We start from the raw sequence: 15,723 nt of genomic DNA, 5'->3' as shown, positions 1-15,723 counted from the left end.
GACCGCTCGCGACGGTTTCAATTAACGGGATTACCAGTTGAGCAGTTGCTGGATGTCCGCGTCAAGAACCTGAGCCGCCTGCACATCGCCCACGAAGGCATCGAGGGCATCGAAAAATGCCTGCTCTTTCTCCGTCGGGTCCTCAGGCATCCCGATCGGATCGCCGTCACCCGGTGCGGGTAGCTCAATCCAGGAGCTGTAGACCATCCCGAGCGTCAGCAGCGAGTTATAGTAAACGGGGTTGACCTTCTGGAGCTGGAGCTTGATCTCGCGCACCCGCTGGAGAGCGGCTTTGGCCATCAGAGTATTACCGCGATACGGGTAGAGATTATCGGCCCGCACACGCACATCACCACCGTCGATTTCCGCGGTGATCGAGGCGCTTTCACGCAGGAGCCGCAGCGAATCGTTCAGCGAATAAAAGGGTGTCTGCCGGGCGCGTACGGCCATCTCGTAGCCGACTGCCCACCATAGTGCCGTCTTTTGTTCATCCGTTAACTGCTCCGGAAAAGCCGAGACGAGCAGATGGAACGGAGGCAGGTTTTTCAGGAACCCCGCCATCAAGCGGTTAAAGTGTTCACTGTCGGGCGACTGATTTTGCAGGAAACGAATCAGCCACAGGCACTGCCGCTGGGCCTCAGGAGAGTTCATCGCCTCAATCCCTTGCAGAGCAAATATCTGCTCCAGTGGCCAGGGCTCATCTTCGCGTGAAAGCAGGACAATGTCGTCGATCAGAGCCGGCCGCAGTTGAACCTCAAGCGAGAGGCCCGCTCCCAGCTCCAGCCAGTCGGGCACCTCAGCGGCAGCATCCAGACCAAAGCGCCAGACTGCGCAGCGCACGAGATAAGCGCTCATCAGCGCCTGGCAAACCTGCGAGAAACGCGTGTCCTCGTCCCACCGGATGCTTACATGCACATCGCCGTTGGGCTGCGGGCGAATCATAAAGTCGGCCTCGAATCCAGCTTTGTCCGGCGGAACAAGCTCGACCAGAATCGGAAGCGGCAAGGCATTAGATAAAGGCACCAGCGAGTAGCCCAGCTCTCCAGCCTGCTCGGCCATATGGGTCACAAACTGCACGGAGACATAGTCCTCTCCAGCGACCTGGAAATAGTTGTTCTGCGTCAAGCGCACCTGCACCTGCGGCATCACCATCCCATCGGCGGAGTCGCCCTCAGGCGAAGCCTTTTCCCGGGCCTTGCTAACATCGAGCACCGGTCCCACCTGCATCGGTGTACTGCGCACAGGACGGGCAGCGGCGGGTGTTTGGGCCGCTTCAACGCCGGCATCATCTGCACCCCAAAGTGCAGCCCCTGGCATGAACGCCAGCAAAAGCCCGACCCGAACGACTGTTTTCAACGCTGACACGGCAACTCACGAGCGCCGAGGCTCAGCTTTTAACGAGTTTAAGCGTATCACCCTCGATACTCACATCCGAGAGTTGCTCCCAACCTTGCACCAGCGGGGTCATGACTTCCGAGGAAGTGAAGACCTGGAAGATAAAATCGTTTACCATCGGCGCGACGACATGACTGGGCAGACGCGCTGAGCCCAGACAGGTCTCGGTGGGGACAAACTCTACGCCCGTGCCGGTCTGGATAAATGTCCCCTGAGTCTGAAGCAGGAGCTTGTAGCTTTTGCCGTATGCCTTGACCTCCAGCAGTGTCGACACGTTTAGCATGCCGTCTACGATGTTGAAGCGCGGAGCGGACGGGATAATGGCGATGTTGCTCTCGTCTTCCTTGGGAGGGACGAAGCTAAAGGTCGCCGCCGACCAGGAATTCATATCGGCGAGCGACACGCGGATCGTACCCGCAGGCCCGGAACTCAACTCGTTTACCCGGACGCCGTAGGTCGCCGAGGTGCCGCCGGGAGGCTGCACATAGTAGACCATGCGCGGGTTTCTCTCGTCTGCCGCAGGAAGCCGACGCACCGTCTGTGTCGGTATCAGCGCCAGATGCGCCACCCCCAGCATAAAGCCCAGCACTGCGCAGCATGCCGCCAGAAAAAGCGAAAAGAGCAAGCCGCCGGTTGAACGGTTTTCGACGTCTTTTTGGCGCTGGCTCTTTCTGGACATAGGGAGGGGGATCAGTTTTTGCAGCCGCAACCGGAGCCACAGCAGTGGCCGCCCTCGCTCTTGCTTTCGGCGGGCTTGGCACCCTTCTTGGTTTTGTAGTCGGTTTCGTAAAACCCGCTGCCTTTAAAGATGATGCCTGCGCCACCGCTGATCAGGCGCTGAACCTTGCCCTTTTTCTGGCAAAGCGGGCACTCCGTCAACGGCTCGGCCGTGATCGACTGAAAGTGCTCAAAGTCCTTGTTGCAGGCGCTGCAATGGTAATCGTAAGTCGGCATGTTTCGCTTGGTTAACTGGCTTCCTGTGTAAGGATAAAAACCTGTGAAGTATACCCAAGCAACGGGAGAAATCCACCAAAAAACGCGAAGGGTAGAAGCGGAAAAAACAGCCCGACCAGCCCGAGAAAGGCCAGCCCCGAGACCACCAGACGCCGCCAGTTGCGGGCGAAGGGCTTCCAGATCAGAGGAAGGTCTATCAGGATGCGCCAGTCGCTGTCGTTACGCTGAAAGGCCCACAAGGCCGATACGAACAGCCCGCACACGCCCCACAGCACCACCGCGCAGGCGATCATGGCCAGAAAGCCCAGGGGGCCGAAAATAAATGCGAGAAACGCCTGCACCGCCAGGGCGATCCCCCAGGGCAGACAGAACCAGACGATAAAGACCGCCAGGGCCTTCAGGCCGGGCAGCAGCAGCTCCGCCGGTTCGCTCCAGGAGGGCAGCGAAAAGTCGCCCCGCGCACGGATTTGCTCCAGATAGCGCCAGCAATAGCCAAAGGCAAAGGGCAGCCCGATAATACTTAGGCACAACAAGCCGCCAATTAAGACTTTACGCCATGCACTCTGATCCGCAAAAATCCTCCCGCAAATCGTTTCCACGCTTGCCAGTTCCGGATGTAGTTGAGTTTCTGCCATTGGCCAAAATAGATGGTTATAATCTCAGCGCCCATCCTAGGCGACAGCCCGGACAGCGCAAGCGAAAGATCAGAATCTATGTCCACGACCGAAATTACGGATTTCAAGGCGACCTATCAGCAATACCAGCAGAAGGTCGAAAACGCCATCGACGCGATCATGCCCGCCGCCGACACCCGCCCGGCCGTGCTGCATGAGGCTATGCGCTACAGCCTCCAGGCCGGTGGCAAGCGCATCCGCCCCGTCCTCCTCCAGGCTGCCCACGCCATGTTCCCCTCGCAGCTGGACCCGATGCCCGCCTGCGTGGCCCTTGAGTGCCTGCACACCTACAGCCTGATTCACGACGATTTGCCCTGCATGGACGACTCGGACCTGCGCCGCGGTCGCCCCACCTGTCACAAGCAGTTTGACGAGGAAACCGCGCTGCTCGCCGGGGACGCCCTCCTGACCTGGTCCCTCTGGCTGCTGGCCGAAAAGTACCAGCAGGCCCCCGCCACCGCCGTCGGCCTCGTCCGTGACCTCGGTGACGCCGCCGGCTCGGAAAAGCTCATCGGTGGCCAGATGGAAGACCTGCTCGGTGAGCGCGACGAGCCCACCCCTGAGCGCCTCGACTTCATCCACCGCAACAAGACCGGTGCCCTCATCACGGCCAGCCTCACCATGGGGATTCGCCTCACGGATGCCCCCGCCGAGACCGTCGAGGTCATGCGCACGATCGGTCATCACGTCGGCCTGGCCTTCCAGATCATCGACGACATCCTCGACGCCACCGCCGACGCCGAGACCCTCGGCAAGCCCGTCGGTGCCGACGCCGAGAACAACAAGTCCACCTACCCTGCCCTCTACGGGCTGGAGGCCTCCCGCGCCAAGGCCCACGAGCACTCCGAGGCTGCTGTCAGCGCCTGCGAAAAGCTCGGTGGCAACAACGCCTTCCTCATCGCCCTCATCCGGGAGATGGAAAAGCGCGTCAACTAAACGCCCCTTTCAGGGCTTCGCTCCACACAGGGGCGGAGCCCTTTGCTTTAAAAAAAACGAAGCCAGCGCAGGTGCGGATTGGCCAGTCGGTGTGATGCGTTGCCCTCGTGTCAGCGCTTCCTCGTGGAGAGGTCTACGTACACTGCCTCTAGCGCAGGCCTGAGGGGAGATTCTTCAGCACCGTGGCGCGACCACTGAGCGCGCGCCGGGTATCATCGGCATTAAACTGGTCGCCCAGGCCGACACTGCCGTTCACCGCCAGGCTCTCGATCACCGGTGCGGCATCGGAGTTGATCATCAGCCCGATCCAGTCCCCGGTCTTGGAAAAAACCGCGTCCCCGGTGCCGGGCGAGAAGTCTCCGAAGATTCGGTTAAAGAGGTCGGTCTGCATGGCCAGGTAGCGGGTGTCGCGCGGGTCGAGTTTGAAGGGCACTTCACCGTAGCCGCCGTTACCGCTGTCCACCAGCACAGCCTCGGGGAAGCGCAGGGGCTCACCCGCCAGGGCGAAAGTCTCCACGCTGTTGTCCTGTGCCACGGTGAGCGGCAGAGGCACGGCGGCCAGACGCGGGTCTGCGGCGAGGAAGTACAGGCGCTTGAAGCGGAAAGCCTTTCCGCCGATCATGATCCGCCCCTCGGCACTGAGCAGGCCCCGGCCCGCCGAGCTGAGGTTAAACGGTGTGTCGGCCAGATGCAGGACGGCGTAGGCCTTGTCCCCCTCGGCGATGAGGCTGGTCTCGACCTCGTAGTTGCCCTTGGTCGTTCCGATCAGGGCGTTTTCCTCGGTGTCGAAGCGCACGCGTACGCGGTTCTTGAGGAAGTTCTGGTAAATCGTGTTGAGCGAGAGCGGGTTGCTCTTCTTGACCTCGTCGGCGATGCGGTCGGTGGACTGCGCGAGCACGCCCACCCCTTCGGCCAGCTTGTCTGCATGCTGCATGACAACCTCTTTCTCCTGCCGGGTCACCGCCACATCGGCGCGCGCGGTATTCAGCGACTCCTGCAGGACCTGCGTCTGAGCCTCGGCGACCTCCAGCCGGGTGGATAGCTGCTGCTTGGCGGCCTCGGCCTGTGCGGCCTGCGCGGCGAGCCGGTCCTTCTCAGCCTGCGCGGCGGCGAGTGCCTCCTCCCGCTCCTTGACCTGCTGCTGCAGGTGGCGAAGTTTTTCCTTCGAGGAGGCGGAGTCCTCCTTGAGAGCGCCTAAATTCTTGGCCAGCTCGACCCGGTCGGCCTCGGCCTGCTTGAGCCGGTCCTGCGCCTCGTCAAACTGCTGGGCGAACAGCTTGCGCTCCTCCTCCAGCCGCTTGGTATCATCGGTGAGCTTCTTGCGCTGGGCCTCCAGCTCCTTGGCGCGCTTCTGAGTCTCGCTCAGGCTCTCCTGCGTCTTGTTCAGGCTGGCTTCCTTCTGGGCCAGCGCCTGCTCACGCTCATCGAGTTCCTTTTTCGTCTGCTCAAGGTCCGTGGCCAGCTCGACCCGGTCGTCGCGCTCGCTCTCCAGCGACATGCGCAGCACCTCTATCAAGTCCTGATCAGCCAGCGTGTCGTGCTGAACGGCCTGCGTCACCTCCTCCTGCTGCGCCTCCTCGGGCTCGTCAAACTTCGCCAGCGCGAGCATGCTCAGCAGCAGGAAGTCACAGATCACCAGCAGAAGGGAACGATTCATAATCGGACAAAAAAGCTACCGTACCCCGGCTTCGAGGATGAGTTTGCGGCGCAGGGGGCGGACGTTGAGGATCTTTAGCAGGGCGACGAAGATGATCCCGAACAGCGTGGAGGCGTAGGCGGCCACGAGGCTGGCCTGTACGATACCCATGGCCAGCATGAGCAGGGAGATGATCGTCCCGGTCAGGCCCACATAGAGCCCGGCGTCGAAGAGGTTCTCCTCGTTTTCGAGCAGTTTGATCTTCATGGCGGAGGGCACCGGTGCATTACGCACCTGAGCGAGCTTGATCAGGCAGATCGAGTAGATGAGCAGCTGCAAGACGAAGAAGATAAGCAGCACCACCAATGTGACCTGGTCGAGTTGAGGAATATCCATACCTTGTTCCTTTATGATGTCAGCGGGGTTGACGATTTCAAACTCCAAAAAGCTCTTGCCCGGTTCGGACACGGGCTGGGCGAGCAGGTTCGGCTCGGAGGCGAGCACGAGGATGAGCACCAGTGCCCCCCCCAGCCCGGCATCCACCACCACGGCGAGCAGGCCGCGTCGGCGAGCCTCGCGCATGGCCTGTCCGGCGAAAATCCGCTTCAGGCACATGGCCAGGAAGAACCCGGCGAGGAAAAACAGCACCAGCTTCAGCGCGAGGGCGGCGACGGGATGGCCGACGGCCAGATCGATCCAGCCCGCAGGCACACTGCCCACCAGCGGCGCGAGCCAGACGGGCGGGTGGTACACGGGGCGACCGGACTCCAACACGGCCCCGAGCGCAGCCTGGCCGTTAACGAGCGCCAGGCTGAGATCCCGCCAGACGGTTTCGTCCGGCGCACGGCCCAGATAGTCGATCACGGCGCGGGGGTTGTCCGAGAGCAGGACGGCCCCGTACAGCAGCGGCTGGTAGTCGCTGTTTTGCCGTAAAAGCGTGGTCAAGGCAGTCAAATCGGTCCAACTCTCGGCATGGCTGGTCCACTCGGCCAGCGTCACCCAGTCCATGCGCCCGGCCGAGCCGAGGACGGAGAGGTAAAAGGCCTCCAGCTTGTCCACCGCGGTGTTGTCACCCTCCAGCGCGGCGGTGGCGAGGGCGCGGATGGCCCGCACGGTCTGCGGGGAAAAGTCCTCCCCCTGCACGAGCAGCGCACTGGTTAAAATCGCGCTCTCCAGCGGGGCTCCGGCCGGGGCGGAGACGGGCATGAATCGCGTCACCGTGGTCAGCTCACGGGTTTCGAGCAGCTTCAGGACGGTGGCGTTACTGGAGTTTTGCAGAAAGGCCAGCAGCTCGGCCCGGTTGCGGGCGGGGATGAGCAGGGCGTTGACCGTGACGGGGCCCGTCTGGTCCTCGGGCACCTTGATCAGCTTGAGGAACTGCTCGAAAAACGGGTCCGGCCCGCCGATGTAGGCCAGTTGCGGGTGCTCGGTGCGGTAGGCGGAGATTTCTGCGGCCAGCGGTGATTCCGTCTCCGGCAGATCATTTAAAGAGCGCCCCATGCGCTCAGCCTCGACCAGAACGGCGGCAGGCCCGGTCTTACCCAGATCGAGCAACGCCTGCGCTTCGCCCTCCAGCGTCTCCGCATCCGGTGCTCGCCCGGCCGCCTCCAGCCACGTCGCCGAGACCGACCCGAACTGCGCCGGCACGGCCAGCCCGGCCAGCGAAAACAGCAGCGCGAGCAGGAGCGAGACGAAGGCGAGGATTTTCATCGAGGCGGTGAGATGCAGTCAACGTGCGGACACGTACGTGGCTTGCGGTAAAGACATCCGTCTAGCACACGCCCGTAACATTAGCAAAGACCGTTTCTGTAGAAAGAGAAAAGCACACGAAGTTCCTGTATAGCCCGCTCATCTCCCGCGAAAAAGGTTGATACAGAGCGGGTTTTGCCAATGATCGGGGGCCAGATGATTGGCTGGCGACAAGTCCTGACGGCATTCATGGCGGTAACGCTCATCGTGTTGGCGAGCGGCTGCGATCAGGCCGAGCGTAACCGCGAGGTGATCAAGGTGGGCATCCTCCACTCGCAGAGCGGCCCGCTGGCTGCCTCCGAGACCCCGGTGATCAATGCCACCATCATGGCCATCGACGAGGTCAACCAGCGCCACCTCATCCCCGGCGTAAAGGTCGAGTACGTGGTGGCCGACGGGCGCTCCGACCCGGCTACCTTTGCCCGCGAGGCCGCGCGCCTCATCACCGAGGACGACGTGGTGGCGGTCTTCGGCTGCTGGACCTCTGCCAGCCGCAAGGCCGTTAAATCCGTGGTCGAGCAGTACGACAGCCTGCTCTTCTACCCGGTGCAGTACGAGGGTATCGAGAGCTCCCCCAATATCATTTACCTCGGCGCCGCCCCCAACCAGCAGATCATCCCCGCGGTCCACTGGGCGATGGAAAACCTCGGGCACCGCTTTTTCCTCGTGGGCTCGGACTACATCTTCCCCCACACCGCCAACGCCATCATCAAGGACCAGCTCAAGGCCTTCGACGCCGAGGTCGCGGGTGAGGCCTACCTCCCCCTCTCCGGCCAGCAGCTGAAGGAGGGCGAGCTGGACGCCGTCATCGAGCAGATCAAGGAAACCAAGCCCGACGCGATTATCAACACCTTGAACGGCAGCCTGAACACCCTGTTTTTCCGAAAGCTGCGCGAGGCTGGCATCACCGCCGAGGACATCCCCACCCTGTCCTTTAGCATCGGTGAGAACGAGCTGCGCGAGGCCGGTGTGCGCGACATGGTCGGCGATTACGCAGCCTGGAACTACTTCCAGAGCATCGACAGCCCTGCGAACCGCGCCTTTCTGGAAAACCTCCGCCGCTACTACGGTGAGGACGCCATCGCCTCCGACCCGATGGAGGCCGCCTACGACGGCGTCATGCTGTGGGCCAAGGCATTGGCCGAGGCCCGTGAAGCCGAGATCCAGAACTACGACCACTTTTACGATGCCGACGCCGTGCGCCAGTTTCTGGGCGCACAGAGCCTGCAGGGCCCGGAGGGGATGGTCTTCGTCCACCCGCAGAATCAGCACCTTTTCAAGACCGTGCGCATCGGCCAGGTCGAGCCGGACGGTAACTTCAGCATCGTCTGGCAAAGCGACGTCCCCGTGCGCCCCGAGCCCTACCCGGTCTTTCGCGGTAAGGAGGAGTGGGAGGCCTACATCAACAACCTGAACCGCCAGTGGGGAGGCTCCTGGACCGCCCCGCGCTAAGTCCGCTTTCTCGAACGACGCCACTCTCTTTTCACCATGCGCCACCTGATCCATCGTCTCCTGCTCACCGCGCTGCTTGCGGGCACGGCTCTCGTCCATGCCGCCGGCACGGATCAGCCGGGCTTTTTCGCCTTTGGCGGGATCGGCTTTGCGGGCTCGACCTCGCCGGGTGAAATCAAGTTCCGGCAGATATTCCTCTCCGATGACCCCGAGGCGGGGTTCCGGCAGTGGTTCGACAAGGGTGGAGGCGTCGGTAAGGCCTACGCCATGGTCGCCTGCTACTATCTCGACCACGATCGCTACGATGGGATGAAGGAACGCTTTCGCGAGCTGCACCTGCAGGTGCCCACCATGACGGGCTGTATCGTAGGTTCTATCAATTACGAGCAATTGACCGAAAGCATCGAGGACGGCCGCTACGACGAAGTGGTCAAGCCGCTGCTCAAACAGACCAAGGACGCCCCCACTCCCTCGACGGAGGCGACATTCGCCCTGGGAAGCAACGAGCGTGGCGCCCCCTTGGCCGGTGAGATCGCCTTCCGGCAGATACTGACCACCCCTGATCCGGTGGCGGGCCTCGAAGAGTGGGCGAACTACGGCACCTATGCCCAGCGTGCCTACGCCCAGCTCGGACTCTATTATCTGGATCAGGAGCGCTACCAGGCCTACCGCGAGGCGCTGCTTGCCACCGATATTAAGTTTTTCGCCCAAGCCGACGGCCTCCAGGGCTTCGTGGGCTATCCCGAGCTCATCGAGCTGATCGAGGCCGGTCATTTCGACGCCACCATGCGCCCCCTCCTGAACTCTCCGGAGGCAGCACCGACTAGCTCAGGCGATAAAGAAGCGCTCTACCCGGCTCCCTGATTTTTTAACGACTCTCACCAACGACTGACCACCACATGGCCCAAGCGGATAATCCCTTCCCCCTCGGCACCTCCGGCTCCCGTTCGTCGCAAGCGATCCCGAAGCGCGGCACGGGAAGCACGGGCGCGTCCTCCCCCGGCCCGGACCGCCCCGAGCGCAGCCGACTGGGCAGGCAGATGATCGCGTACTTCCTGCTCATTTCCCTGCTCCCGCTGGGCATCGTCGCCACGGTTAATTTCCTCCTCGCCAAAAAGTCGCTCCTCCAGACGGAAACCCAGTACCTGGAGGCGATTGCCGCCCGCCAGATCGACCGGGTCCGCACCTATCTCTACGAGATGCAGAACATCACCTCCCTGGTCTCGCAGAGCCCAGGCGTATGGATGACGCTACGGCACCCGCCCGACGGGAGCGGCCCTCCCCCACCGCCCGGTGCTCCCAGCGAGTACCCCAGTCTGGACGAGCTGCGCAAGGAACACGGACCGGGACTCAAACGGTTGGCCAGCCAGCTCGGCTTTAACCGCCTCTATCTCGTCAACCCGGAGGGCAAGATCGTCTTTTCGCTGGCCGATATACGCGAAGAAAACCGCGACCTGCTCAGCGAGGAGAATATCAACAGCAGCCTGACCAAGCTGTTCCTGCGTACCGAGCGGCTCATGAGCACACAGGCGGGGGACTTCCGGCTCGATCCGACGACGGGTGAGCCCGCCCTGTACCTGAGCGCCCCCGTCCTGCACGAAGGGGAATTCCTCGGCGTCGTCATCCTCGCCCCCAATAACTCGGACATCTACACCGCGGTTAACAACTACGGCGGCATCAGCAAAAGCGGCGACATCATCCTGGCTTCGCGTGAGGGCGACAAGATTCTCTTCCTCAACGATCCGCGCTACAGCAGTAACGCTGCGTTCAACTTCACCGTCCCCTACGCGCCCGAACCGGGCCGCGACCTCATGCCCGTCCAGCGCGCCGTGCGCGGAGAAAGCGGCGGCGCCCTCACCACGGACTACCGGGGTAAGGAAGTGCTCGCGGGCTGGAAGTACCTGCCCAACCTGCGCATGGGCCTCGTCATCAAGATCGACAAGGACGAGGTCTTCGCCCCCGTCATGCGACTGGCCCGCGTCTCGCTCTGGGTCGCCGGGGCTACCGCCATCATTGTGCTGGCCGCGGCCATCCTCCTCTCTCGCAGCATCACCCTGCCGATTCTTAACCTCACGCAGGCAGCCACCCGCATGGCCGAGGGCGATTTAACCGGAGACATTTCCTGCCGCACCCGCAACGAGATCGGGCAGCTCGCCCGCTCGGCCCGGCACATGGCCGCCAACCTCAAGTCCCTCATCGGGAAAGTCAAAATCGCCGGCGGCGAAATCTCCAAGACCGCCCAGCATATCTCCAGCACCACCCGCCAGCAGGTCACCACTGCTGAGCAGACCGGCGCCTCCTCTGTCGAGACCAACGCCACCGCCAAGCAGATTTCCACTACTGCGCACGAGCTGACCAACACCATGCGCAAGGTCAACCAGATCACCCAGCAGGTGGCCGTGGATGCAGAGGCCGATCTGGACCTGCTCCAGCAACTGCATGACTCCATGGACGAGCTGGCCAGCTCCAACTCCGAGGTCTCCTCGCAGCTCAACCTCATTCAGGCCAAGGCTACCGCGATCAGCAGCATTATCCTGACCATGACGAAAGTGGCCGACCAGACGAACCTCCTCTCGCTCAACGCCTCCATCGAGGCCCGCAAGGCGGGCGAGGCCGGGCGCGGCTTCTCCGTGGTGGCGTCCGAGATCCGGCGTCTCGCCGACCAGGCTGCTGTCTCCACGCTGGAAATCGAATCCAGCGTCAAGGACATGCTCCAGGCCGTCGGTGCCGGGGTGAAGAGCATGAACAGCTTCTCCGGTAAAGTGGAAACCAGCGTGCAGGAAATCACCGGCATCGGCCAGCGCCTGACCGAGGTGATCCAGAAAGTCCAGGGGCTTCCCCCGCGCTTTGACCAGATCCTGGAGGGCATGCAGTCGCAGTCTTCCGGAGCCAGCCAGATCAACGAGGCCATGGCCGCCCTCAGCGAGTCTGCCCAGCAGACGGCCGCCTCCGTGCGCGAGAGCCACCGTATGCTCGATAACCTGCGCCGCAGCGCGGACATCCTCCAGAGCGAAATCTCCCGCTTCAAAACCTAGGCAGGACCGCACTGGACAATGAGGGGCTGCACCCCTAGCGCTCCTTTCAGTCGCTACCCCGGCAACAGGCCGTCGTGTAAAGGTGGCGTCCCGTGCGGTCACGCAGCGCCGCACATTTTCTGGTTTCCTTTGGGGAAAAGGAGCGTTTAACTAAAGCTTCAATGGTATTACGCGTCACCCAGTACGGCGAACCGGTCCTGAAGGAAGAAGGGGCCCCGGTCACGGAATTCAATGCCGAGCTTCGTCAGCTCGCCGATGACATGGTGGAGACCATGCACGCTGCCGAGGGCATTGGCCTGGCTGCCCAGCAGGTCGGTAAGGCGATCCAGATGTTTGTGATGGAGCTACCTGTCTACGAGGATGAGCCGTCACCGACCTATCTCTATGACGGCAAGCAGCCCCCGCTGGAGCTGATCATGCCGCTGGTCGTCGTCAACCCGGAGCTGGAGCTGCTCGGTGATGAGGCAGGCTACGAAGAGGGCTGCCTGTCCTTTCCCGGCATCCGGGGCCGTGTCGACCGCCCTACCCGCGTACGCCTGCGTTTTCAGGACATCGAGGGAGCGCCGCACGAGATCTCCTGCGACGGACTCTTCGCGCGCGTCATCCAGCATGAGTACGACCACTTGCAGGGCGTGCTCTTTATCGACCGCATGAACCCCCGCGTCCTGCGCACAATCGAGTCAAAGGTCCGCCGCCTGCGCCGCTCCACCCGCGATTTCCTCAAAGACCAGGCCTAGTCGGAGCAACGTCTCAGAGTCGAATTTGGCTCATCCGCCAAGCCAGTCATATATTGATGCGTGCACAGCAGACACGCGTATCCGTTTTTTATGACAGGCTCGGATCAATCGGCGTCCCGTGGATGAGCTGATAGACGTGGCGCAGGATGTCCTTGAGCTGCATGGTCGAGATTGGCTTTGACATATAGTCGTTACAGCCAGCATCGAGACACTTGCGCCGATCCTCTGCCAGCGCGAAAGCCGTAACCGCGACCACAAAGGTATCGCGATGGTGCTCGCCATACTCACCCGCCCGTAGACGTCGGGTGATCTCCAGCCCGCTGCGACCGGGGAGCTGTACATCCATGAGCACAATCTCGTAATCCTTTTTCCGCAGGAGCTTGGAGGCCTGCGGTTCATCTTCGGCCATCTCTATGGTATAGCCGAGCTTGCCCATAATCTCCTGAATGAGCTGCCTGTTCACCGCGTCATCCTCGACCACGAGGATAGAGAGCGGATGCTGGAGAGCGAACTGCTCAGTCAGGACCGTGGAGCCCATGCGCGCAGTGATAGGTGCGGGGTCTCCGGACTTGGAGAGCGGAAAGTCAAAAGAGAAAACTGAGCCCTCGCCTTCTGTACTGGTGACACGGATGTCGCCACCCATTTTTTCAATCAGGCGCTTGCAGATAACGAGACCCAGCCCGGTGCCCCCGTACTTGCGAGTCGTGGAGGAATCCACCTGAGAGAACGGCTGAAACAGGCGGTCAAGCTTGGCCGGATCAATACCGATCCCCGTATCGACAACCTCAAAGAAAACATGCTCGCGATCACTGGCCTTCGTCGACTCCACGCGCACCCGTACCTCCACTTTTCCGTCGTGGGTAAACTTGACGGCATTGTTGACGAGGTTGAGCAGGATTTGCTTCAGTCGATGCGGGTCGCCCAGATAGTCGTAGGAGTCAGCGCCCTCGATGTTGTAGGTCAGTTCAATCCCCTTCTCGCGGGCTTTGATCAGGACCAGCTCCAGCGACTCGACGATCGTTGTCTCCAGATTAAAAGGTACATACTCCAGCTCGATGCCCCGGGACTCGATCTTGGAGTAATCGAGGATGTTGTTAATGAGCTCCAGCAGGGCCTTACCGCTACGGTCGATGACCGACAGCGAGTCACGCTGTGCCTGATCGAGCGAAGTCTGCGCCAGCAGGTCCGCGAAGCCCAGGATGGCGTTCATCGGAGTACGGATTTCGTGGCTCATCATGGCCAGAAACTCGCCCTTGGCCATGTTGGCCCGGTCGGCATTCTCCTTGGCATGACGTAGTTGGGCCTCGACCTGACGGTTGATAAAGAAGGAGCCGATGCTGCTCGCGGCGAGTTGGATAGATGTCACCTCACCCTCTTCCCAGCGTCGCTCACGCCCACAGTCTGCGAGCACGAGCACGCCCCAGAAGTAACTCTCCACATGGATGGGAGCCATCAACACGGTCTTGACACCAACCGCCTCCAGGCAGTGCTTGAGCTCGGGGCCGAGTTCGCGGACGCGGCCCTGCATCGCGGTGCGACCGGACATCTGATCGTACCACTTGCGCATCTCGCCCTTCCAGCAATTCTCGGGCATATTTTCGGGGTCCAGCTCAAAGCCGGGACGTGCCCAGCCGTAGCGCACAATGGGCTTCAGCTGGTTCGTCCCAGGCTCGTAGCAATTCTCAAAAATACTCACGCGGTCGACCTGCGCATGCTCGCCGATGGCCTGAAGCGCGCGCTCCACTGCCTCCTCCATATTGCGAACGGCCAACAGCAGCGAACTCGCCTGCGACACCCCCTGCAGGAGCACATCCTGCTGCTCAAGAGCTGCCTCGGTGCGCTTGCGCTCGGTGATGTCGTATGCCACCCAGATAACTTGATCCACAGCATCATCCGCACTGGAAATCGGTGCCAATCGCCCCTCGAACCAATGGGTGTTGCCGTCCAGCTCAAACGAGTATTCCAGCGAAATCTGCTTCTGGCTCTCCAGGCAGTTCTCCAGGGCTTGATGAAACTTACGAGCCTGCTCTGGCGACCATGACTCTTTCAGCGTCCGGTCCTTTAAGGCCTCGGCCAGATAGCCGACCGGACTGCTTTCGTGGGAGAAGACCTCCAGGTACCGCCCCTCAGCCGATAATACGAAGGCGATGTCAGGCAACGCATCGACAAAGCCGCGCAGTTGCACCTCATTATGCCGGCTCAGCTCTTCACGACGCCGCATCTCGGTCAGGATCGCGGCCAGAAAATAACTCGTCGTGCTAATCACGCCCACGAACACCCATAGGAATTCAGGGCTCTGGCTGATGTACTTCTGCTCGGGGCCAAAGACCTGCAGGAGCTCCCACATGGCCATAATCGAGACCAGTACGACACCGGTCGTAGCGCCTCGCTGCCCGAAGCGAACCGCCCCCCAGGCCATCAGAGGAAAGAGCGCCAACTCCAGCGGATAACGCAGGGTATCCGTCGGTGCCCAATTACCGAAAATCACAATCCCGAAAAACGCCAGGGCGATAATCCAGACACCGACCTCAGCAAACTGACGGTTACTCCAGTTCACTTTGGTCTGCGAAGTCCAAACTAAAAGAAAGGGAGCAACCACCAGCACCCCGAGGCTTTCTCCGAGAAACCACGGTTTCCAGAGGCGGCTGTAATCATTCCAAGTCAGCAGGTCTACCTGCGCGCAGACAACCCAGGTGCACAGGCTGGCATTGATCACCCCTACCAGTAATGGACCCGCCAGCAGAAAGACCATTACGTCGCGGATGGTTTCCAGCGAGTATATAGAGCGCATCATCCAGCGCAGCACACTGGCCCCCAGCGCAGTGCTCAGGACGTAGATAGAGCCGATCATCAGTGTATAGCCCACACTTTGCCCGTTTATCCACAGCCCCCACAGCAGATACCCGGCAAAGATGCTCAGGCAGTACTTATAGCCACCGCGTATCAGGGTCGCTATGGCCAGGCCTGAGGCTGGCCACAGCAGATAGACATGCCCCTCCAGCGCACGCAGGGCCATCAGGCTACCGATCTCGGAAAGGACCAGATAAAAAACAGCAACAGCCAGTAGCTTCCAGACGAGAACCGTTATATTTAGTGCTGGTCCCCCTGTTGTCGACCATGGCAGCGAGTTAGGGGCTGAAGACTGTGCCACGGCG

Annotated in this window: 12 protein-coding genes; 5 read left to right on the top strand and 7 right to left on the bottom strand. The window is 61.5% G+C overall.

The features are described 5' to 3' along the window. Positions 1-30: 30 nt before the first annotated feature. From K0V07_RS10795 to K0V07_RS10780, 4 genes are all read right to left on the bottom strand, one after another. Positions 31-1,242 (bottom strand): hypothetical protein, encoded by a 1,212-nt coding sequence (locus K0V07_RS10795; RefSeq protein WP_220621400.1) that lies wholly within the window; start codon positions 1,240-1,242, stop codon positions 31-33. A gap of 145 nt (positions 1,243-1,387) precedes the next feature. Further along, positions 1,388-2,074: a hypothetical protein gene (locus K0V07_RS10790; RefSeq protein WP_220621399.1), complete on the bottom strand. Its 687-nt coding sequence runs from the start codon at positions 2,072-2,074 to the stop codon at positions 1,388-1,390. Between the two features lie 11 nt (positions 2,075-2,085). Next, the gene (locus K0V07_RS10785) at positions 2,086-2,349 is read right to left on the bottom strand and encodes a zinc ribbon domain-containing protein (RefSeq protein WP_220621398.1); all 264 of its coding nucleotides are present in this window, start codon (positions 2,347-2,349) and stop codon (positions 2,086-2,088) included. A gap of 11 nt (positions 2,350-2,360) precedes the next feature. Continuing rightward, positions 2,361-2,882, bottom strand: coding sequence for a DUF4013 domain-containing protein (locus tag K0V07_RS10780; protein WP_220621397.1), 522 nt, complete (start codon positions 2,880-2,882; stop codon positions 2,361-2,363). A gap of 180 nt (positions 2,883-3,062) precedes the next feature. On the opposite strand from K0V07_RS10780, the gene K0V07_RS10775 reads away from it, so the two are divergent. Then, positions 3,063-3,959 (top strand): polyprenyl synthetase family protein, encoded by an 897-nt coding sequence (locus tag K0V07_RS10775; protein WP_220621396.1) that lies wholly within the window; start codon positions 3,063-3,065, stop codon positions 3,957-3,959. Positions 3,960-4,107: 148 nt separating this feature from the next. Here K0V07_RS10775 and K0V07_RS10770 read toward each other — a convergent pair whose 3' ends face one another. After that, on the bottom strand, positions 4,108-5,616 hold the full coding sequence (locus tag K0V07_RS10770) for a hypothetical protein (RefSeq protein WP_220621395.1): 1,509 nt from the start codon (positions 5,614-5,616) through the stop codon (positions 4,108-4,110). Between the two features lie 15 nt (positions 5,617-5,631). Continuing rightward, positions 5,632-7,305 carry a hypothetical protein gene (locus tag K0V07_RS10765; protein WP_220621394.1) on the bottom strand — a complete coding sequence of 558 codons (1,674 nt, stop codon included), beginning with the start codon at positions 7,303-7,305 and terminating at the stop codon, positions 5,632-5,634. A gap of 228 nt (positions 7,306-7,533) precedes the next feature. Here K0V07_RS10765 and K0V07_RS10760 point away from each other — a divergent pair, with 228 nt between their 5' ends. The 4 genes from K0V07_RS10760 (at position 7,534) to def (ending at position 12,568) form a co-directional block, all read left to right on the top strand. Next, a complete protein-coding gene (locus K0V07_RS10760) occupies positions 7,534-8,796 on the top strand; it encodes an urea ABC transporter substrate-binding protein (protein WP_220621393.1) in 1,263 nt (420 codons plus the stop codon). A gap of 36 nt (positions 8,797-8,832) precedes the next feature. Continuing rightward, positions 8,833-9,660, top strand: coding sequence for a hypothetical protein (locus tag K0V07_RS10755; protein ID WP_220621392.1), 828 nt, complete (start codon positions 8,833-8,835; stop codon positions 9,658-9,660). Between the two features lie 35 nt (positions 9,661-9,695). Continuing rightward, positions 9,696-11,831 carry a methyl-accepting chemotaxis protein gene (locus K0V07_RS10750; RefSeq protein ID WP_220621391.1) on the top strand — a complete coding sequence of 712 codons (2,136 nt, stop codon included), beginning with the start codon at positions 9,696-9,698 and terminating at the stop codon, positions 11,829-11,831. 161 nt (positions 11,832-11,992) lie between these two features. Continuing rightward, positions 11,993-12,568: a peptide deformylase gene (def, locus tag K0V07_RS10745; RefSeq protein WP_220621390.1), complete on the top strand. Its 576-nt coding sequence runs from the start codon at positions 11,993-11,995 to the stop codon at positions 12,566-12,568. An 88-nt stretch (positions 12,569-12,656) separates the two neighbouring features. On the opposite strand, the gene K0V07_RS10740 is transcribed toward def, so the two are convergent. After that, positions 12,657-15,719 carry an ATP-binding protein gene (locus tag K0V07_RS10740; RefSeq protein WP_220621389.1) on the bottom strand — a complete coding sequence of 1,021 codons (3,063 nt, stop codon included), beginning with the start codon at positions 15,717-15,719 and terminating at the stop codon, positions 12,657-12,659. Positions 15,720-15,723 lie beyond the last annotated feature (4 nt).

The sequence above is a fragment of the Ruficoccus sp. ZRK36 genome, assembly GCF_019603315.1.
Taxonomy (GTDB): domain Bacteria; phylum Verrucomicrobiota; class Verrucomicrobiia; order Opitutales; family Cerasicoccaceae; genus Ruficoccus.
This window is presented reverse-complemented; position numbering and strand designations above follow the sequence as displayed.